The sequence below is a fragment of the Nonlabens ulvanivorans genome, from assembly GCF_000732625.1.
GTDB classification, from domain to species: Bacteria; Bacteroidota; Bacteroidia; order Flavobacteriales; family Flavobacteriaceae; genus Nonlabens; species Nonlabens ulvanivorans.
In genome coordinates, this window is the sequence record NZ_JPJI01000032.1 from 16,260 (window position 1) to 37,545 (window position 21,286).

General features: G+C 35.7%; 23 protein-coding genes and 5 tRNA genes. 3 read left to right on the plus strand and 25 right to left on the minus strand.

Annotation, left to right across the window (positions count from 1 at the left end; genetic code table 11):
* Positions 1-20 precede the first annotated feature (20 nt).
* The 21 genes from rplL to IL45_RS07350 form a co-directional block, all read right to left on the minus strand.
* Positions 21-395, minus strand: a complete 375-nt coding sequence (rplL, locus tag IL45_RS07250) for a 50S ribosomal protein L7/L12 (protein ID WP_036582224.1) — start codon at positions 393-395, stop codon at positions 21-23.
* Positions 396-447: 52 nt separating this feature from the next.
* Entirely contained in the window at positions 448-960 is a 513-nt protein-coding gene (rplJ, locus tag IL45_RS07255) for a 50S ribosomal protein L10 (protein ID WP_036582227.1), read from the minus strand.
* 12 nt (positions 961-972) lie between these two features.
* A complete protein-coding gene (gene rplA / locus IL45_RS07260; protein ID WP_036582230.1) occupies positions 973-1,671 on the minus strand; it encodes a 50S ribosomal protein L1 in 699 nt (232 codons plus the stop codon).
* 12 nt (positions 1,672-1,683) lie between these two features.
* Entirely contained in the window at positions 1,684-2,124 is a 441-nt protein-coding gene (gene rplK / locus IL45_RS07265) for a 50S ribosomal protein L11 (protein WP_036582232.1), read from the minus strand.
* A 68-nt stretch (positions 2,125-2,192) separates the two neighbouring features.
* Positions 2,193-2,750 carry a transcription termination/antitermination protein NusG gene (nusG, locus tag IL45_RS07270; RefSeq protein ID WP_036582235.1) on the minus strand — a complete coding sequence of 186 codons (558 nt, stop codon included), beginning with the start codon at positions 2,748-2,750 and terminating at the stop codon, positions 2,193-2,195.
* Between the two features lie 10 nt (positions 2,751-2,760).
* On the minus strand, positions 2,761-2,958 hold the full coding sequence (gene secE, locus IL45_RS07275) for a preprotein translocase subunit SecE (RefSeq protein ID WP_036582238.1): 198 nt from the start codon (positions 2,956-2,958) through the stop codon (positions 2,761-2,763).
* 70 nt (positions 2,959-3,028) lie between these two features.
* A tRNA-Trp gene (locus IL45_RS07280) sits at positions 3,029-3,101 on the minus strand.
* 80 nt (positions 3,102-3,181) lie between these two features.
* Positions 3,182-4,369: an elongation factor Tu gene (gene tuf, locus IL45_RS07285; RefSeq protein ID WP_036582240.1), complete on the minus strand. Its 1,188-nt coding sequence runs from the start codon at positions 4,367-4,369 to the stop codon at positions 3,182-3,184.
* A 105-nt stretch (positions 4,370-4,474) separates the two neighbouring features.
* Positions 4,475-4,546 (minus strand) — tRNA-Thr (locus IL45_RS07290).
* A 74-nt stretch (positions 4,547-4,620) separates the two neighbouring features.
* A tRNA-Gly gene (locus IL45_RS07295) sits at positions 4,621-4,693 on the minus strand.
* Positions 4,694-4,767: 74 nt separating this feature from the next.
* A tRNA-Tyr gene (locus tag IL45_RS07300) sits at positions 4,768-4,848 on the minus strand.
* A gap of 31 nt (positions 4,849-4,879) precedes the next feature.
* Positions 4,880-4,953: transfer RNA gene (locus tag IL45_RS07305), tRNA-Thr, on the minus strand.
* A 97-nt stretch (positions 4,954-5,050) separates the two neighbouring features.
* Positions 5,051-5,350 (minus strand): ribosome hibernation-promoting factor, HPF/YfiA family, encoded by a 300-nt coding sequence (hpf, locus tag IL45_RS07310; protein WP_036582242.1) that lies wholly within the window; start codon positions 5,348-5,350, stop codon positions 5,051-5,053.
* Positions 5,351-5,365: 15 nt separating this feature from the next.
* Complete coding sequence (locus IL45_RS07315; protein WP_036582244.1) at positions 5,366-6,253, minus strand: tyrosine-type recombinase/integrase; 888 nt, start codon at positions 6,251-6,253, stop codon at positions 5,366-5,368.
* Positions 6,254-6,319: 66 nt separating this feature from the next.
* Positions 6,320-6,514, minus strand: a complete 195-nt coding sequence (gene rpsU, locus IL45_RS07320) for a 30S ribosomal protein S21 (RefSeq protein WP_036582246.1) — start codon at positions 6,512-6,514, stop codon at positions 6,320-6,322.
* Positions 6,515-6,621: 107 nt separating this feature from the next.
* A complete protein-coding gene (locus tag IL45_RS07325; protein ID WP_036582249.1) occupies positions 6,622-7,791 on the minus strand; it encodes an acyl-CoA dehydrogenase family protein in 1,170 nt (389 codons plus the stop codon).
* Between the two features lie 22 nt (positions 7,792-7,813).
* Entirely contained in the window at positions 7,814-8,671 is an 858-nt protein-coding gene (locus IL45_RS07330) for a helix-hairpin-helix domain-containing protein (RefSeq protein ID WP_036582251.1), read from the minus strand.
* A 10-nt stretch (positions 8,672-8,681) separates the two neighbouring features.
* Complete coding sequence (locus tag IL45_RS07335) at positions 8,682-10,370, minus strand: alanine/glycine:cation symporter family protein (RefSeq protein WP_200875705.1); 1,689 nt, start codon at positions 10,368-10,370, stop codon at positions 8,682-8,684.
* A gap of 75 nt (positions 10,371-10,445) precedes the next feature.
* Positions 10,446-11,456 carry a potassium channel family protein gene (locus IL45_RS07340; RefSeq protein WP_036582254.1) on the minus strand — a complete coding sequence of 337 codons (1,011 nt, stop codon included), beginning with the start codon at positions 11,454-11,456 and terminating at the stop codon, positions 10,446-10,448.
* Positions 11,457-11,470: 14 nt separating this feature from the next.
* Positions 11,471-11,698: a PspC family transcriptional regulator gene (locus tag IL45_RS07345; protein ID WP_036582257.1), complete on the minus strand. Its 228-nt coding sequence runs from the start codon at positions 11,696-11,698 to the stop codon at positions 11,471-11,473.
* A 37-nt stretch (positions 11,699-11,735) separates the two neighbouring features.
* On the minus strand, positions 11,736-13,013 hold the full coding sequence (locus IL45_RS07350) for a DUF2851 family protein (RefSeq protein WP_036582259.1): 1,278 nt from the start codon (positions 13,011-13,013) through the stop codon (positions 11,736-11,738).
* A 111-nt stretch (positions 13,014-13,124) separates the two neighbouring features.
* On the opposite strand from IL45_RS07350, the gene IL45_RS14795 reads away from it, so the two are divergent.
* A complete protein-coding gene (locus tag IL45_RS14795; RefSeq protein WP_051788696.1) occupies positions 13,125-15,152 on the plus strand; it encodes a T9SS type A sorting domain-containing protein in 2,028 nt (675 codons plus the stop codon).
* Positions 15,153-15,222: 70 nt separating this feature from the next.
* Here IL45_RS14795 and IL45_RS07360 read toward each other — a convergent pair whose 3' ends face one another.
* Positions 15,223-16,239, minus strand: a complete 1,017-nt coding sequence (locus IL45_RS07360; protein ID WP_036582261.1) for a PLP-dependent cysteine synthase family protein — start codon at positions 16,237-16,239, stop codon at positions 15,223-15,225.
* A 135-nt stretch (positions 16,240-16,374) separates the two neighbouring features.
* The gene (locus IL45_RS07365) at positions 16,375-17,622 is read right to left on the minus strand and encodes an ABC transporter permease (protein WP_036582263.1); all 1,248 of its coding nucleotides are present in this window, start codon (positions 17,620-17,622) and stop codon (positions 16,375-16,377) included.
* On the opposite strand from IL45_RS07365, the gene IL45_RS07370 reads away from it, so the two are divergent.
* Positions 17,603-18,925, plus strand: a complete 1,323-nt coding sequence (locus tag IL45_RS07370; protein WP_200875706.1) for an exo-beta-N-acetylmuramidase NamZ family protein — start codon at positions 17,603-17,605, stop codon at positions 18,923-18,925. The genes IL45_RS07365 and IL45_RS07370 overlap by 20 nt on opposite strands.
* A 16-nt stretch (positions 18,926-18,941) precedes the next feature.
* Positions 18,942-19,385, plus strand: a complete 444-nt coding sequence (locus tag IL45_RS07375) for a DUF1569 domain-containing protein (protein ID WP_036582266.1) — start codon at positions 18,942-18,944, stop codon at positions 19,383-19,385.
* Positions 19,386-19,403: 18 nt separating this feature from the next.
* On the opposite strand, the gene IL45_RS07380 is transcribed toward IL45_RS07375, so the two are convergent.
* Both IL45_RS07380 and obgE read right to left on the minus strand, forming a co-directional pair.
* A complete protein-coding gene (locus tag IL45_RS07380) occupies positions 19,404-20,129 on the minus strand; it encodes a hypothetical protein (RefSeq protein ID WP_036582268.1) in 726 nt (241 codons plus the stop codon).
* A gap of 86 nt (positions 20,130-20,215) precedes the next feature.
* Positions 20,216-21,223, minus strand: coding sequence for a GTPase ObgE (gene obgE / locus IL45_RS07385; RefSeq protein WP_036582272.1), 1,008 nt, complete (start codon positions 21,221-21,223; stop codon positions 20,216-20,218).
* Positions 21,224-21,286: the final 63 nt, after the last annotated feature.

The following is a 21,286-nucleotide window of genomic DNA, read 5'->3' on the forward strand; positions in this document are numbered from 1 at the left end:
TAATGTTTAGTTAAGAAGAATTACTTCAACTCAACCTCAGCACCAGCTTCTTCAAGCTGAGCTTTAAGTGCTTCTGCCTCATCTTTAGATACACCTTCCTTAATTGGAGATGGCGCATTATCAACTAGGTCTTTTGCATCTTTAAGTCCAGCACCTGTAAGTTCTTTTACAAGTTTAACAACTGCTAACTTAGCACCACCTGGAGCCTTAAGGATAACATCAAATTCAGTTTGCTCATCAGCTGCAGCGTCTCCACCACCAGCTGGTCCAGCCATGGCTACAGCAGCAGCTGCAGGCTCAATACCATACTCTTCTTTAAGAATGGTTGCTAGTTCATTTACTTCTTTAACAGTTAAGTTAACTAACTGCTCAGCGAAATCTTTTAAATCTGCCATTTTTCTATCGTTTAATAAAATTTATAAATAATTGTTTGCGTACTCGTTAATACTATCTTTCTGATAGTGTCTTAATTAAACCTGCAATTGTACTACCACCTGATTTAAGTGCAGATACAACATTCTTAGCAGGTGATTGAAGAAGGCCAATAACCTCACCAATCATTTCTTCCTTAGATTTGATATTACTTAACTCATCAAATCTATCACCTACATAGATAGCTTCCTCAATATAAGCTCCTTTAAGAATAGGTTTATCTGATTTCTTTCTAAACGTTTGAATAACTTTTGCCGGAGCATTAGCTACCTCAGAAATCATTATTGAAGTGTTCCCCTTTAACAATTCCGGTAATTCACCGAAATCTTTATCTGAAGCCTCCATTGCTTTTGAAAGCAATGTGTTTTTAACTACAGAAAGAGAAACATTTGCTTTAAAACAAGCTCTTCTCAAATTAGATGTATCCGAAGCATTTAAACCAGAAATATCTGCTAAATAGATTGTTGAACTAGTACCTAACGTAGCAGTCAAATCTTGAATAACATTTGCTTTTTCTTCTCTTGTCATGATCTAGATTTTTTAGTCGTCTGCAAAACGTTTAGCGTCAATAGCAATTCCAGGACTCATAGTACTAGACATGAATATACTTTTGATGTATACACCTTTTGACGTTGTTGGTTTCAGTTTAACTAACGTATTAATTAATTCTTTTGCATTACCAGCAATTTTATCAGCATCAAACGACGCCTTACCAATTGCAGCATGTATAATACCTGTCTTATCAACCTTAAAGTCGATTTTACCAGCTTTAACATCTGAGACAGCTTTTGCTACATCCATAGTAACTGTTCCAGTTTTAGGATTAGGCATAAGACCTCTAGGTCCTAAAACACGACCCAAAGGTCCTAGTTTACCCATCACGCTAGGCATAGTGATGATTACATCAACATCTGTCCAACCTCCTTTAATTTTATCTAAATATTCATCAAGACCTACAAAGTCAGCTCCAGCAGCAGTAGCTTCCGCTTCTTTATCCGGAGTAACTAATGCTAGTACTTTAACATCCTTTCCTGTACCATGAGGTAACGTTACCACACCTCTAACCATCTGATTAGCTTTACGTGGATCAACATTAAGTCTCACAGCAAGATCTACAGAAGCATCAAATTTTACAGTTGAAACTTCTTTTACCAATTTAGAAGCATCAGCCAACGAGTACATCTCAGAACTGTCGATTTTTGAATGAGCTTCTTTTTGCTTTTTAGTTAATTTTGCCATTGTTACCTTTTTTTAAGCTGGAGATTCTCCACCTTTAACGTTAACACCCATTGATCTAGCAGTACCCGCAACCATTCTCATAGCGCTATCTACTGTAAATGCATTCAGGTCAGGCATTTTATCCTCTGCAATCAATCTTACTTGATCCCAGCTGATAGTTGCTACCTTTTTACGATTTGGTTCTCCACTACCACCTTTAAGTTTTGCTGCTTCTAGGATTTGAACTGCTGCTGGAGGCGTTTTAATAACAAAGTCAAAAGACTTGTCCTTATAAACAGTGATTGCTACTGGTAACACTTTACCAGGCTTATCTTGAGTTCTAGCATTAAATTGCTTACAGAACTCCATGATATTCACACCAGCCGCACCTAATGCAGGTCCTACAGGAGGAGATGGATTTGCCGCACCACCTCTAACTTGTAACTTTACAACCTTAGATACTTCTTTAGCCATTTTTAAAAAATTTCAATTTATACAATTATCAAAAAGTGGAAGCCTTTTGATAATCTAAAACGCAACATTTATATTTTCTCTACTTGCATATAGCTTAGTTCTAATGGTGTTTTTCTTCCGAAAATCTTAACCATAACTTCTAACTTACGCTTTTCTTCATTCACTTTTTCAATCGTACCATTGAAACCATTGAAAGGACCATCTACAACCTTAACGGTTTCACCCATTTTAAACGGAATCGATATATTGTCCACTTGTTCAGCAAGCTCATCGACTTTACCTAACATCCTATTAACCTCACTCTTTCTCAACGGCACAGGCTCTCCACCCTTAGTTTCACCCAAGAAACCTATCACACCATTAACGGATTTAATAATATGAGGAACCTCACCTTCAAGTCTAGCCTGAATCATAATATAACCAGGAAAGTAAACCTTTTCCTTATTTATCTTCTTACCGTTACGAATCTGAACAACTTTCTCAGTAGGAACTAAGATTTGCTTCAAATAATCTTGTAAGTTATGATGAGCAATTTCCGACTCTATATAATCTTTTATTTTATTTTCTTGACCACTAACCGATCTAACCACATACCAATGCATCACTTCATTACTATCAACTGCCATAACGTGGTTTTTAACTATTCTTAATCCAAGAGAAATAATTAGTAATCACTTTACTGAACACTGAGTCAATACCCCAAATAATCAAAGCAAACACTATTGAAAAAACAGCAACCGTAACAGTTAATTTCTGAGCTTCTGACCACGTCGGCCAAGAAACATGATTTGTCAATTCGCTATACGACTCTTTTACGTAACTTACTAATCCCATAAATATAGAACTCTATTATAAAATCTCTAAAAGATTTCAGTTATTAATTTCGAGCACAAACTCGATAATGCACGGGTTGAGAGGCTCGAACTCCCGACACCTGGTTTTGGAGACCAGTGCTCTACCAACTGAGCTAAACCCGTATTTGTTAAAAAATAATTCTAACAAAGGGAAAGTATCCTATCTAAAAAAGATAGGATACTTAAATATTAAAATCAGATAATTAATCTAGTATCTCAGTAACCTGACCAGCACCTACTGTTCTACCACCTTCACGGATAGCGAAACGTAAACCTAAGTTTAACGCAATAGGTTGAATCAAATCAACTGTAATTGTCAAGTTATCACCAGGCATAACCATTTCAACACCTGAAGGTAAAGCAATATTACCAGTTACATCAGTTGTTCTTACATAGAACTGTGGACGATAGTTATTATGGAAAGGCGTGTGACGACCACCTTCTTCTTTCTTAAGGATATAAACCTCAGCTTTAAATTTAGCATGCGGAGTAACAGAACCAGGCTTAACAATAACCATACCTCTTGAAATCTGTGACTTCTCAATACCTCTTAACAAGATACCTGCATTATCACCAGCCTCACCTCTATCAAGGATTTGACGAAACATTTCAATACCAGTAATAGTAGATGTCAACTTTTCAGCTCCCATACCGATTATCTCAACAGGATCTCCAGTATTACCAACCCCAGTCTCAATACGACCAGTGGCTACCGTTCCACGTCCAGTGATAGAGAAAACATCTTCAATCGGCATTAAGAAAGGCTTATCCATATCACGAACAGGCTCTTCAATCCAAGCATCAACAGCTTCCATTAATTCAAGAACTGTATTTACCCATTTTTCCTCACCATTAAGCGCACCAAGTGCAGAACCTGAAACAACAGGACCATTATCACCATCATACTCATAGAAAGATAATAAATCACGAACTTCCATATCCACTAGCTCAAGTAGCTCTTCATCATCTACCATATCCACTTTATTAAGGAATACAACAATACGAGGAATACCAACCTGACGACCTAACAAGATGTGCTCGCGAGTCTGAGGCATAGGACCATCAGTTGCAGCAACAACAAGAATAGCTCCATCCATTTGCGCTGCTCCAGTAACCATGTTTTTTACATAATCGGCGTGACCAGGACAATCTACGTGTGCATAGTGTCTGTTTTGAGTTTGATACTCTACGTGTGAAGAGTTAATAGTAATTCCACGCTCTTTTTCTTCAGGAGCATTGTCAATTTGTTCAAAATTTACCGCATTAGAGAAACCAGCATCAGCAAGAACTTTTGTAATTGCAGCAGTAAGTGTAGTTTTACCGTGGTCAACGTGACCAATTGTTCCTACATTTAGGTGGGGTTTCGAACGATCGTACGTTTCTTTAGCCATAATTTATAATCTTAATTTATATTAGTGTTCAATTCAAATACTAACAAGGCAAAACCAAATCAGCATATACAAGTAATGGCCTCAACTAGAGACCTTTTTCTTCAGAGCCAATGACGAGATTTGAACTCGTGACCTCTTCCTTACCAAGGAAACGCTCTACCCCTGAGCTACACCGGCGATTAAACCATTATAGATTTAAGGAACAGAGTTGACCTTAAAAAAACGCGCTTCACATGCACATTTAAAATTAGAGCGAGAGACCGGGTTCGAACCGGCGACATTCAGCTTGGAAGGCTGACGCTCTACCAACTGAGCTACTCTCGCATTTATCGACAACAAAATTGTCAAAAGGTATTCAATATTTCAACAAGCCTCAAACAATAATTTGAGTCAATGTGTGGGGAGAGCAGGATTCGAACCTGCGAAGGTTTCCCAACGGAGTTACAGTCCGTCCTCGTTGGCCGCTTGAGTATCTCCCCAAAAGATCAATTAAGATCTAGTATTTTAAAGAGCCGATGGAGGGACTCGAACCCACGACCTGCTGATTACAAATCAGCTGCTCTAGCCAGCTGAGCTACATCGGCTTTTAATCAATTTTACTTGCGTAAAAAAGCCCGCTATTTCTAACGGACTGCAAATGTAAGAGTATTTTTTAATTCTCAAAATTTTTTTTGAATAAAATTAATGAGAATTCTGTTTTTCTTTTCTTTTTTTGAGTTGGCGCTCTAGTGCATCGGAACATTCATCTATGCATTGCTCAAAGGACTTACATGTTTTTGAGGCAATTAGGTCTTCACCAGGAACAAACAACCTAACTTCAATTATTTTATTTTCAGGAGCAGAAGTTTTTTGAACTTTCATATAAACATCAGCATTTATTATCTTACTGTAAAAATGTTCAAGTTTATCTAATCGTTCTTGAATAAAATCTACAAGTTTAACGTCTGCATTAAAATTTACAGACTGCACATTTACCTTCATAAGCTATTTATTTAATTAATCCTTCTTTGAGCGCGGATGCGCGTTTTTATAAACCCCTTTCAACATTTTCATACTTGAATGGGTGTAAACCTGAGTAGAAGCAAGACTCGCATGACCTAACAACTCCTTAACAGCATTTAAATCAGCACCTTCATCTAAAAGATGTGTAGCGAAAGAATGCCTTAAAATATGCGGACTCGTTTTTACCTTCTCAGATACCTTACTAAAATACGATTTTATAATCCTATAAACAAGAACTGGATACAGTTTATACCCTTTACCCGTCAAGAACAATTCATTAAATCCGTTAACATTTATCAAATCACGCAACACCAAATATGACTCTAGTTTATTTGAAATAGAGTACAATAAGGGAATAATACGTTCTTTGTTACGTTTCCCCATCACCTTAATACTTCTTGTGGAGAGGCTAACATCTTGTAATTTTAAATTAATCAACTCTTCTCTCCTCATTCCGGTAACATAAAACAGCTCAATTAGCAATAAATCCCTAACTGTTTCAAAATCTGAAGAATCATAGGAGTTGTCTAGGATTTGTTGAACTTCTTTTTTTGAAAACGGAATTTGAACATTAATTGCAACCTTTAGACTCTTGTGTTGAGATAAAGGGTGAAAATCAATTTGCCCTGTCAATAATAAAAACTTATAATAACTCTTCAAGGATGCAACTTTACGATTGATGGTCCTCGTACTTAAGTCATCATCGAGCAAGTTACTTAACCAAGTTCTTATTAGGGGATATGACGCATTTTCTATCTCTATATCATATTCTTCCTTTAAAAAAGACTTCATTTGTTCTAAATCCTTTTTGTAAGCCACAACGGTATGACGAGAATATTTTTTCTCAAGAGATAAGTAATCGAAAAAGGATTGTAATGACATAAAAAAACCGCTAGAAAGTAAAATTAAGAATTTTACTACTAGCGGTCTTTATAAATTTAAGAAATACTAGATGTTTTCTGCATCTCTTAAGTGCTGTATATAAGAAGCTTTTATTCTTTGAGCTCTTTTAGCAACAGATGGTTTAGTAAACTGCTGTCTTCTACGTAGTTCACGCATCTTACCTGTACGATCAAATTTTCTTTTGAAACGCTTTAGGGCTCTATCGATATTTTCTCCGTCTTTAACTGGTATTATTAACATAGTGTCATCACCTCCTTTCTTTGGGATGGCAAAAATACATATTTATTTATAATTACAATACTTTTTATCAATTACACTTTCGCGACAGCGGTACAAAAAGACACTAATTACTTTGCAGCTGGTTTATAATCCTTACCATCCATAACCATCTTTGCAATAATTTCACGCATGATTTCACTAGTACCTCCACCGATTGGACCTAAACGGCTATCTCTCCACATACGAGCGAGTGGATACTCTTCAATGTATCCATAACCACCCAGATATTGCAAACATTTATAAATAACCTCATCAGCGATTTTGGTAGAGACAAGCTTGGACATACTAGCTTCCTTAACTGGATACAAGCCTTGATCTAGTTGTTCAGAAATTGAATAATTGAAGTTTTTTGCCATTTCTACTTCACTATACATATCTGCCATGCCATGACGTAAGGCTTGAAACTTATCTATTGTGGTACCAAAGGCTGTTCGCTCTTTCATATACTGAGCCGTATATTCTAAAGCATATTCTGCTCTAGCATGCGCATTAATTCCCATAATTAAACGCTCCAAAGCAAAATGTTGCATGATATAAGGAAAACCTTTCCCTTCTTCTCCCATTAAATTCTCAGCAGGAATGCGTACGTTGTCAAATCCTATTTCTCCAGTGTCACTAGCTCTCCATCCCAGTTTATTCAATTTTGTAGCGCTTATACCTGGAGTATCCCTATCCATAACAAATATGGAAATTCCACGACCATTTGCTTCTGGATCCGTCTTTGCAGCGATAACTAGATAATCGCTATAAACACCATTAGTAATAAAAGTTTTTGAACCATTAATCACGTAATGATCACCATCTTTAACCGCAGTAGTTCTCATTCCTGCGACATCACTACCTCCAAAAGGCTCTGTAATACCTAAGCATCCTATTTTCTCTCCTGTTAAAGTTGGAACTAAGTATTCTTGTTTAATGCGTTCATCTCCTTCTTTAAGCAAGTGTTGCGCTCCTAGGAAAGCTTGAACCCACATCGCTGCTGCGAACCCACCAGAGTTGATGCGTTGCATTTCTTCAAGAAATATTACTGTGTAAAAGAAATCTAAATTTAAACCACCATATTCTTCTGGGTAGTACAAAGCAAAGTAGCCCATTTCACCCATTTTTTCAAAAATCTCTCGATCAATTTTACCCGTTTCTTCCCATCTATCGATATGAGGAACAGCCTCTTTATTGAGAAAATCTCTAAAACTCTGTCTGAAGACATTATGTTCTTCAGTAAAATATTTTGAATACATATAAAGTAGTTAAACTGTTGATTTAGTTAAGTGTCAAATATAGCTGAATTAGCTCTAATTTTTCTTCTGGAAACCTAGAGGTTAACACAACTTTATCCCAACTTTTAAAGCCATCCCTTAGCGTACGCTGTTTAATAAGTTCATCAACGAGATAGTCGTTAAAATAAGGAATACTTAACAATTCATCTTTACTTGCGTTATTAAGAGCAATTCTGTTTTGAGTAGAGGAAAGTGGGATGTAAAAATGTTTTTTTAGCTGGATCATAGTAGAATCGGTAAGGCCGTAAACACCTCGCACCTGCTTCATATCTATAAAGCCCTTTAAAAATTCTCGCTCTTTAATGATTCTACCCGATAATGCTGGACCTATACCATAAACTGCCTTAAGCTCTTCTTGTGTAGCAGTGTTAATATCCTTGGCAACAACCTTACGTTCTTTGAACGGAACAAATTTGTTTTGCTTTTTAGGATTAGTAACCCATTCTGGAAATTTAAAATATGGACTAATACTATCTAGCCACTGATCTGAAACACCTGTTACATTTTGAAAATCTTTTTTGGAATTAATCCATTTATCGCTTTCGCGAAAGCGATGTAACCTTTCTAACTCCTCTTCACTAAGTCCCAACACATAACCTCGATAGTCTGTTATATAGTTAGGATTAAAAGGATAAATTTTGTTTCGTTTTGCAATCGCAACAGATTTCAAAGAATCTACTTGTCTTTGATATTCGCTTGTATCCTCAACAATAAGCGGTTGCGATGATCTACTATTTGAAAAAATGTAAATCGCAACAACTATAGACAAGACAATTATTAATATAAAAATCCCTCTTTGCTGTTTACGGTTAAACAAAAAGAGGGATTTAAAATTTTTCATTTATCAAGGATTAGTCGATAGCTTTTGACTTTAATTTGATAGCACTCATATATCTATTCAGCTCCTTCTTAACCTTAGGAGCTAATAAGACAATACCTATCATATTAGGCACCATCATTGAGAATATCATCGCATCAGAGAAACCGATAACATTACCTAAACTAGCAGCTGAACCTATCACTACAAATACACAGAATAAAATCTTATAAGTATACTCAGTTCTAGTGGTTCTACCAAAAAGGTATGCCCAAGCTTGATATCCGTAGTAAGACCAAGATATCATCGTTGAAAATGCAAATAATACTACCGCTAGGGTTAGTACATATGGGAACCAGCTTATCACTGATTCAAATGCTCCAGAAGTTAATAAAATCGCATCTGCATCATTAAGTCCAGCATTTTCAGAACTTACGTTACCTGTGATAATTAGAACCAAGGCAGTCATTGTACAAACTACCACGGTATCAATAAACGGTTCTAATAATGCCACTAAGCCTTCACTTGCCGCATATTTAGTTTTTACCGCAGAGTGTGCGATAGAAGCACTACCTACACCAGCTTCATTTGAGAATGCTGCTCTACGGAAACCTTGTATTAAAACTCCTATAGCTCCACCTGCAACTCCTTCTGGGCTAAAAGCTCCATCAATAATTTGAGTAAATGCCTCACCTATCAAATCAAAACGAGCAAAAATCACCCATAAAGATGCTCCTACATATATCACCACCATAAAAGGAACAATTTTATCAGTCACCTTGGCAATTGATTTAATTCCTCCGATGATTACGATACCAACAAATACTGCCATAAATAAACCAAATGCCCATTTATAACCATATAAAAAAGATTCTGTTCCACCAGTGATATTTTCAACCATTTGAGCAGCTTGATTAGCTTGGAACATATTTCCACCACCAAATGATCCACCGATACACATTATAGCAAATAATACAGCTAAAACCTTTCCTAAACCGGCAAGTCCCATGGACTTCAATCCTTTAGTTAAATAATACATCGGTCCGCCATAAACAGTTCCATCTGGACCGACATCTCTATATTTTACACCCAAGGTACATTCTACAAACTTTGAAGCCATACCTAAAAATCCTGCAACAATCATCCAGAAGGTTGCTCCTGCACCACCAACAGATACAGCAACGGCAACACCGGCGATATTTCCTAATCCAACAGTAGCAGACAACGCAGCCGTTAAGGCCTGAAAGTGTGATACCTCACCATCAGAGCTTTCATCTCTAATAGTATCTTTAATATCTCCATCGTTAGCAATTTCGTCACTGAACTCATCGATGTGAGCCTCTATATCATCAACGTTATTGATATCTACACCATTTGCAATACCATCTTCACCATAAAGAGTTTCTGCTCCGAATTTCTCTATATCTTCATATTTACCTCTTACAACCTGAATAGCTCTCCAAACTCCTGTTAAATTTATAAACTTAAAGTAAACAGTGAAAAACAAGGCTCCTAGAATAAGAGGAAAAAGAACCCAATAAATTTTTATTTCGTCTGTAAAAGGAATTTGATAAAATACTGCTTGAACATAATCTCCTGTCGCCCAACCAAAGGCATCATCAATTTTTTCATCTAATCCTTTCTCTGCAGCTTCCTGCGCAAAAACAAATGCAGGCATAATAAAAGCCAGCATTGATAAACATACTTTATAAATACGTTTCATTCTTTTTTTGATTTAAATTTTGGTTAAGTCAGCAAGATGCACAAAAATCTTGCTTTTTAAAAGTTTTAAAGGCACTTATGTTACCTCATTGTTAATTCGATAGACCTTCTGTAGGTTCAAAATTTGCTGTGTATTTCCTACAACTATAATTTTTGAACCTGCAGTAAGCATCATTTTAGGATCTGGATTAACGGTATAATTCCCATCTGCCGATTTATATCCTATAATAGTACAACCTGTTTTTTGTCTTAAATTAAGATCAATTATTGAGCAATCTCCATTATCATCAAACATTTGCTCAAAGGACACTTGTTCAAGGTTTACTCCTTCATCACCACCATAACTTAAGTTATCCCAAAACTCAATCAGGTCAGGACTTACAATAAGTGAAGCCATATGCTCTCCTCCTATTTTATCTGGTAATATAACATTATCAGCTCCTGCAAGTTTTAGTTTCTTATAGCTGGTTTCTTCACTAGCACGTGAAATAATCTTAAGAGATTTATTAAGTTGTCTTGCGCTCAATACGGTAAAAAGATTATCTGCATCATCGGGCAAGGCTGTAATAAGAGTAGATGCCCTTTCTATTCCTGCTTTAATAAGGACCTCATCTTCATTTGCATTTCCTCTTAAAAACATATTGCTATCTAGCCCACAATCATCTATAACCTCTTGATTCTTCTCAATGATTATAAATTCTCTGTGATAATCTCTTAGCTTCTCAACGGCCTGTCTACCATTGCGACCATAACCACAAACTATAATATGATTCTCCATAGCATCTATATGTTTTTGTTTTCTTTTTTCTCTCATATCTTTCAATGAACTACGTGATATTAAATACTCTGTAATAACAGACACCGCATAACCTACGATTACAACACTAAATAATAAGAGTAAAACAATAAAAATCTTAGTCTGTTCATTTGGAAGCTCTACCTCACGATAACCTACAGTTGAAATAGTTATTACTGTCATGTAAATAGCATCTACCCAAGAGAGACCTTGAATAAATTTAAATCCCAAAACACCTATAAGCAAGATGGTAATAAGTAAGGAAATCGCAACAGCTATTTTTGAACGCACGTGATTAAATTATTTTAGAGATCAAATACAGAGCTTCTTTTAACATACAGCATATCTTTGATTTTGAGCCAAAAGGCGATAATGAGATACACTCCAAAACCTGCTCCCAATGTTGCAAACGTGAAATAAATGAAGGTGATACGTACATTACGAGCACGCATTCCCATACGATCTGCAATACGAGTTGACACATAGAAACCGTACTTCTCCATGTAATGCCTTAAACCTGTAACTATTCCCATGTGGTAAATTTAATGATAAGCGATTAAATTATATACCTCAACTAGATTTATCTCTAAGGAGCGACACACCTATATCACAACTCAAACATTTATTAACATCACAGTAATGTGACTTTAATTGAAGTACGGCTTGCGATTCCAATGCATTATTAATTTCAGTTCGTTTTTTAAACTCACCGACTATAGTATTGGATTCAAATTTTAAGTCATACATCAATTGAAGTAACTCTTCGGTTTTATCCTTTCCGGCAAACTGTGCATGAGCAAATTTTACTGGCACAATGCAATTTATAATTACCAAATCAATAAACGATGCTGTAAGTGATTTTTCTCTAAATACAGTTTCTTTATCAAAGACATGATGGGTATCCCAGTAAGAGACCGATTTCAAATCAAATAATTTGTGAATATCTTCTCTGGTTTTTGCAAGTAAAACTTCTCCGAAGAGATGTGGCGAGTTATGATAAAGCATGGCTAGTTGAGATATCCGTATCGTAGGATAATTTGCAGGCCTTAACCTGAAAAACTTCATAGGTATTAAAGCTGGCTGTAATTGAAATTTCGCTTTCGCGAAAGCGTATTCATCAACTAACAATTTATAATAACGATCCTTTTTAATATCATTAAGTAATCCTGCCTGACCTAAAAGCGTCGCTTCTAATTGAAACGCGTCTTTTGCAAGTTTGCGTATCGTAGTTGAATCTATACTTTGTGCTAATTGTTCAAAAGCATCGCCGTTAATTTTAGTTCCAAAACTTCTACATAATAATTGAAAAAATAAAGCTTCCCAATCGTTTTGGGTTTGTTTTAATATTCTATTTATATGAATACTGCGCTGTTCTAATCTTTCAAAAAACAACTTTTCAAACCATTGGGCTTTTTTAAAACCATCTACCGCAGCTATGTCATTTTCACAGTTAATGAATTGATCTTTCTTAATCGCATAAAGTTTTTGATAGTTCTTAACTAATGATTCTGGCACATATTTACTCACTTCTAGCACGGGTATGTTTATCTCATCACGACGAGTAATTTCTGCATCATGTATCCATACCACATGCAATATGACATTATCGTAAGCAGGATCATCATCATGACCATGCAAGTACCAGTCACTTGCTTTTACATGCATTTCCACATTTCCTGCCCATTCCTGACCATCGATTTCTAATCTACCGTTAAAAAAATCGGGACCTGAATGAAAATTGTGTGTTCCTAAAGATTTAACCACGATCGACTTACCTTCTGTGGTTTGCAATTGCTGGCCACTTAGTTTTTTAAACTTCCAGAGATAATGAATAAAATCTTCTTGCATGAATTAAGTATTAAATTGTAACCCGAAACAATACTTGTGAAAATATACACAAAAACACTTAGCAGTCAAAAATTAACCTATTTTTATAGGAAATAACCTCAAAGCTAAACCATGAAAAAACTCTTTACTTATCTATTTTTCTTGTCATCATTATTGGGGATTTCTCAAAACTCAGGAATCGAGAGCACTTTACCTATGGCGGTAAATAACATCATTGAAATTTGCCCAGGAGACACTATAGATTTCACGGCCATCGATGGCTCAAACTATATGTTTGAATGGGATTTTGGAAATTTAGGTAATCAAAATACTAGAGTTGTAAATCAACAATTTAACAATTCAGGTGCGTTCTTTGTACAACTACGTACTACTGATCAAAATTCTAATCCAGTAGGCACAACAGATTATGTTACCGTTGTGGTTTCTCCAGAACCAGTTTTAGACTATACTGCAACGGATACGCCTATTCTATGTTTAGGAGATTCAATGGATATAACTACAACTTCACAAATAGATACAGTACTAACCTGTGATGATGCAGCTTTTGTAGCTGGCACAACTTTTTTACCTGATGGCAATGGAGTTAGCTACCAAACTGTAATAATAATAGATTGTTTTCCTGACGGTGCGACTTTAGTTAATCCAGCAAATTTCTTAGGTGTATGTATGAATATCGAACATTCTTATTTAGGCGATTTGAGAATAGAGTTAGTTGCTCCTAACGGGACTGCGATAGATCTTATTACCTATCCTAACTCAGGTGGCGGAACTTTTCTAGGTGAACCAGTAGATGATGTGACAACGACTCCTGGCATAGGATATGATTACTGTTTCACAACTCAAGCTACAACAACTATGACAACTGCAGCGATTACAAATACAACGATTCCTGCTGGTGATTACGCATCTGAAACGCCTTTTAATAACCTTACTGGAGTACCACTAAATGGAGTATGGAGATTAAGAATAACCGATAATTTGTCAATAGACAATGGATACATATTCAGCTGGTTTATGAAATTCGGAGTTGGTTTAGAATCTAGTGTGAATTACACTAACCCAGTAATAATAAGTGAATCATGGTCTTCAAGTCCAGATATAACTTCTACAGGAACAAATCAAATTTCAATTACGCCTACACAGACAGGTTTGAATTGTTATGATTACACTACAACAGATAATAACGGCTGTACTTATACAGAACAATATTGTATAGATGTTCTTGATCCTCAAACAGATTTTGAAGCGGTTGATTTATACAGGTATGATAGTGACGGAAATGGCACTGAAGATTTTAATCTAGATTTTAATACTGCAAGAATTATTGGTGATTTAAACCCTATAACAACATCAGTTTTATACTACACAACTCTTGCAGATGCCCAATCGCAGACCAATCCTATTGGAAGTACTAGTGCTTTTGCAAATACGACCAATCCACAAACTATTTATGCGAGAGTGGATAATGCAAATATGTTATGTTCAAATATTATTGTAGATTTTGACTTATTACTTACTACCCAACCGCTCACAGATACAGATAATGATGGAATACCTGATTTAAGTGAAGATTTAAATGGAAACGGAAATCTTAATGATGATGATACTGATGGAGACGGAATACCTAACTATCAAGATGATGACGATGATGGTGATGGTGTTCCTACCGCTATAGAGATAAGCGCTACTGGTTATAGAATAGAAAACATTCCTTTTCTCGATACAGATGGAGATGGAATTGAAAACTATCTAGATGACGATGATGACGGAGATGGAGTTTTAACAATTAATGAAGACTACAATAACAATGGTGACCCAACAGATGATGATACAGATGGATCTGGAATCCCAGATTTTCTCGAAGCAAATGTTACTTTAAGTATTACAAATATTGAAAAAGATGGATTCAGTATCTATCCTAACCCTTTAAACGGAAATAACTTTTCCATTAACTTCTTAAATCAAAACGGCCCTAGATATATTGAGGTATTAAATTTAAATGGTCGTTTAATTTTAAGCAAAGAACTTGATACTTCCTCAAATTCAATTAACATAGAATTACCTGAGCTTTCAACAGGAATGTATTTAGTTAGATTGAATAGAAATAGCTCCTTAATCTATAAATTGATTAAAAGATAATGGTTAACCTCAATAAAAAAGCCCCAAAATCTATATTAGATTTTGGGGCTTTTTTGACTTAATTAAATTCTTATTTATCATCCTCAGGATAAGAACCATCTTCGTTAATGTATCCTTTTTCTAGCATCCAATCATCGTTAAAAAACTTCCCTACATAACGACTACCATGATCATGGAATAAGATTACTACCACATCATCTTTAGTAAAGCCATGCTCCTTATGAATTTGTTTTAAACCTTTAATGGCTGCTCCGGCACTGTTTCCTAAAAACATTCCTTCTTCTTTTGCCAGTCTTCTAGTGTAAACAGCGGCATCTTTATCAGTCACTTTAGTAAAACCATCTATGACTTCAAAACGCACATTAAGCGGTAAAATGTCTTCACCTATCCCTTCGGTCACATAAGAATGAATTTCATTCTCATCAAAAATTCCCGTCTCGTGATATTTTTTAAAAACTGAACCATAGGTATCTATTCCCCAAATCTTAACATTGGGATTTTGTAACTTTAAATAAGTTCCTACTCCAGATATTGTTCCTCCAGTTCCTACACCTACTACAAAGTGAGTCACCTTACCTTCGGTTTGTTTCCATATCTCTGGACCTGTACTTTGATAATGAGCCTTACAATTAGACGGGTTATCATATTGATTTACATACCAAGAATTAGGAATCTCCTCACTCAATCTTTTACTGGTAGAATAATAAGAACGTGGATCATCGGGCTCTACGTTAGTTGGGCACACGTGAACTTCAGCTCCTACAGCACGTAGGATATCCATTTTTTCCTTAGACTGCTTATCTGCAAGAACGCATATAAGCTTGTAACCCTTCATTATAGCGGCTAGGGCAAGTCCCATTCCTGTATTACCACTAGTTCCTTCTATGATAGTACCACCTGGTTGTAATCTTCCATCAGCCTCTGCGTCTTCAATCATTGTTAAAGCCATGCGATCTTTTACAGAGTTCCCTGGATTAAAAGTTTCATACTTTGCAAGTACAAGACATGGTAAGTCCTCTACTAGTTTATTCATCTTAACTAGAGGTGTATTACCTATCGTACCTAGTATATTTTCTACGTATTCCATATTCCTATTTGAAATGCAAAAATAATGTTTTGCATAAGTTCTTAGACCTCTATAGCATTATTGATTTGTTAATTGATTTTAATGACGCTTTCGCGGAAGCGAAATAAAAAGAAAACTATCCTCTTAAATAGCTGATTACTCAAATCTCATCGCCTTAACGGGTGATATTTTACTTATTATAAACGAAGGTATTATGAGAACTAATAAACACAATATAAACGTCCCTAAATTAAGAGCAATCACATGCCAAAGTGATAGATAAACTGGCGCCTCAGTGACATAATAGGTTGATGGATCTAAAGTAAATGGACTAAAGAAATATTGAATACCTATCAGCCCTAGACCGATAACATTCCCTATAACGAGTCCTTGTAAAATCAGGCTCATCGCATTATATAAAAAGATTTTGCGGACTAGCCAGTTACCAGCACCTAGTGCTTTTAATATACCTATCATACGTGTGCGATCTAATATAAGAACCAGTAATGCGGTGATCATATTTATGATACCTACGATAAGAATAATCGCTATAATACCATAAACATTAGAATCTAATAATGCAAGCCATGAGAAAATGGTTGGATATTGCTGTTTTATGGTTTGACTGTTTAATAGCGAGTCAGTGTTTTGAAATATCTTTATACCTAATTGATCTAGATTATCAAAGTCATCGATAAAGACTTCAAATTTTCCAATTTGGTCATTTTCCCATTTATTAATTTTTTGAATATGCCTTATATCACCTATAATAAATTTAGTATCGTACTCTTCTAGACCGCTATCATAAATTCCTGAAACTGTAAATCCTCTTGAAATGGTCGGATTACCGTTTGATGATGCATTAGGTTTCACAAAATAAGTAGGTGCCTTATCACCAACTTTAAGTCGCAACCTGCGTGCAATATCATCTGATATTAGAATTTCTCTTGTAACACTTTCTAAAGTCATATCAGGCAATGCACCATCTATTAAAAAGTCTTTAAAGTAAGTCCAGTCATAATCGGTACCTACACCTTTAAGAATGATACCTTCAAAATCTTTTTCGGTTCTAATCATTCCACCTAATGTGGCCACTGCTTGCACATGTACTACCTCTGGAACAGATTCAAACTCTGGATAAAAAACTTGATTTATAGAGATAGGTTTTACAGTTGTAATAGAGTTATTGCGGTCATAAAGGGAAATACTGACGTGTCCATTAAAGGCACTCACTTTTTCTTTTATCTTTTTTTGCAGCCCAACACCAGTAGCAATGGCTATTAACATAACTATCACTCCTATCGCGATTGCTGCAATTGCAATTTTTATAATCGGTGCACTTACGCTATTTTTATAGGCGGCACTACTTTGCACTCTTTTTGCTATGAAATACTCTAAATTCACTTATTCTTTTATGATTTTCAAATATACCATATTAGCTATCGCTTTAACCATGATTTCTTGCGATGCAAAAATCAATCATAAAAATAAAACGACTGCTAAGGCTGAAAAAGTATCTGATTCTTTAGTTGCTAGTCGCAAAGTGATACAATCTAAAAATGCTTTAGAAAACCAACCTACTCCTGCCGCAGACAACATACAACAGTGGATTGCCTTATTTAAAGGACGCAATGTTGCTGTTGTAAGCAATCAAACTAGCGTGGTAAGATCGAGTGTAAAAAACAATAAAACTAACTGGGATGAACCTGAGGTTGTTACCTACACACATTTAGTAGACACCTTATTAAGTCGTGGTGTACTAGTCAAAAAAGTTTTTGCACCAGAGCATGGTTTCCGAGGTACGGCAGATGCTGGTGCGAGCATAAAAGATGGAATCGATTCAAAAACTGGACTACCTATCATCTCTCTTTACGGTTCTAATAAAAAACCTACTGAAGAACAACTTGCAGATGTTGACATTGTCATTTTTGATATACAGGATGTAGGAGCAAGATTCTACACATATATCTCTACGTTGCACTATGTAATGGAAGCCTGCTCCAGGCTAGATAAAAAAGTAGTGGTATTAGACAGACCTAACCCAAATGGACATTATATCGACGGACCTATCTTAGAACCTGCGCACAAAAGTTTTGTAGGTATGCATCCAGTGCCTGTTGTACATGGTATGACGATAGGTGAGTATGCTCAAATGATTAATGGAGAGAGATGGCTAGAATATGGTTTAAAATGTGACCTGATGGTGTTGAAAATGAACAATTATCGAAGAACAGATTATTATTCTTTACCTATAAAACCTTCTCCCAACTTACCTAACGATCAAGCCATAAACCTTTATCCTAGTTTATGTTTTTTTGAAGGAACAGACATTAGTGTAGGTCGTGGTACTGAAATGCAGTTTCAGATCTATGGATCACCTGTACTTGCAAAATACAGAGACTTTTCTTTTACGCCTACACCTAACGAAGGAGCAAAAAGACCATTGCATAACGGGAAGAAATGTTTCGGCGTAGATTTGAGAAGCTACCCAAAACTTGATCAAATAAATCTAGATTTTTTAATTGACGCTTACGCAAAAGCGCCTTCAAAAAAGAACTTTTTTAATTCATTTTTCACCAATCTAGCCGGTACAGAAAACTTGCAAAAACAAATTGAAGCGGGAATGACCGCTAGCGAGATAAGAGCTAGTTGGGAAAATGACCTAAAAGCTTATGACGTGATGAGGCAACCATACCTATTGTACTAACTTATAATTATTACTTATGAAATCTTTTTTTGAAATAGAGGCTTATCAAGAATTACAAGAACGTATTGATAATATAACCATAGATAGCAATGCGCAATGGGGAAAGATGAATGGTTCACAAATGCTAAACCACTGTCAGGCGCCTATAAAAATCGCGTTAGGTAAATCAGATGTCACCATGAAATCTAACTGGCTGATTAAAGTCCTATTTAAAAAAATGATGTACAGTCCAAAGCCATTCAAGAAAAACGCACCTACACCACCACAGTTTAGAAGTTTAGGGGACTATGATTTTAATATAGAAAAAATAGAATTACAGAAATGGATGAATGAGTTGTGGGAAGATCGCAATAATGAGAATCGTAAGCCGCATCCTGTTTTTGGTGATTTTACTAAAGATCAATGGGGCATCATGCAATGGAAACACTTAAACCATCATTTTGAACAGTTTGGTGTTTAAAAAGTGTAAGTTTTATACTTATTCTCTAACCATATATAAGTAAGTCTTCTCTTTTAGATGTTGTACGATCATGTATTCCTCAAACACTTGAATTATAGCATACATTCTATTCTCTTCAGCATCAGGCTTTATGAATACTAGTTCTTGGGTATCCATATCGATTTGATATTCTTCTACAGTTTGTATACCTGAAATACCTAGAGCAACCTCTTCTTCTGTTATAAAATTAAAGGTTATCATCATACCTATCATCTCATACATTCCACCACCTTCAACACCTTCTGCCGCTTTTACCTCTTGCACCTTCCACTTACCCAATAAGGATTCTGTTTTAAATGATTGTAATGCATATTTATCTTCAGTTAAATAACTATAAGTTTTTTGATTTTTGAAGTCTCCTTTTGCAAATAACAATCTCGCATTTCCAGATTCCATTCTAGCCGTTCCATCGTCCAGCAAAATAAATTTATCACCTTTATCTAAAAGCAAAGTATCGCCAGATTTAGTATAACTAGACTCTTGTACTTCACCCATAAACTGCATCTGATAAATTTCAGTATCTAGTATTTCAAGTTTCATCTCTTGAAACATATTAGTTACTAACCTGATTTTTTCTTCATCAATACTTTCCATAGCGCTACGGTCCAATTCTTTAAAAGACCATAAACCTATATAATCCAAGGACTCTTGGGCTACAGAAACAAAAGAAACCGTAAATAGCAAAAAACAGATAATTAACTTCATTATATAAGGTATGTATTAATAAATATTCAAATAAAGATAGTACAAATAAAACAGCCCTTTGAAATGATTTCAAAGGGCTGTTTTATTTACTCATTAAGCATTTGCCACAAGCGATCTTTCAATTCTTGCATATGAAATTGTGATAACGAAGAAATGAACATATAAGGCGCGCCATCAAAAGCACCTTCCTCATCAAGACCTTCTTTCATTTGCTCCATTAATTCTTCATCCAGCATATCGGCTTTTGAAATACAGACAAATCTATTTTTATCAAGCAATTCTGGATTGTATTTTTTCAATTCCCGTAACAGGATATCATACTCTGCACTGATATCATCTGAATCTGCAGGAATAAGAAATAATAAAGTAGAATTACGTTCTATGTGTCTTAAAAAACGATGCCCAAGACCTTTTCCGTCTGCTGCACCTTCAATAATTCCAGGTATATCTGCAATTACAAATGATTTAAAATCACGGTATTCTACAATTCCAAGATTAGGTTTTAAAGTAGTAAACTCATAGTTAGCAATCTTAGGTTTTGCACTAGTAATTACAGAAAGCAATGTTGATTTTCCAGCATTAGGAAATCCTACCAGACCAACATCTGCCAGTACTTTCATTTCAAATACAGCATCTAGAGATGTACCTTCCATACCTTGCTGGGCATAACGAGGCGTTTGTCTAGTAGAGCTTTTAAAATGCCAGTTACCACGACCGCCTTTACCACCTTCACAGATTACAAATTCTGCTCCATCTTCAAGCATTTCATAAATCACATTACCGGTTTCAGAATCTTTAACGACCGTACCTAGTGGTAAATCGATATATACATCATCTCCATCTTCACCAGTACGTCGTTGCTTTGCTCCATTTCCACCTTGAGCAGATTTAAAGTGACGTTTATACTTAAAATGATACAATGTCCATAAGTTCTTGCTACCACGCAAGATTATATGACCACCACGACCACCATCACCACCATCTGGACCACCTTTATCGATGTACTTTTCTCTGTGCAAGTGCGTGCTTCCTTTACCGCCGCGACCTGACTCAAGATGTACTTTAGTATAGTCTACAAAATTTCCTTCGGTCATTGTTTTTTATCTAATGTCTGATAACGGTTCATCGTCATCAGTTAATTGTTTGTATGTTACTCT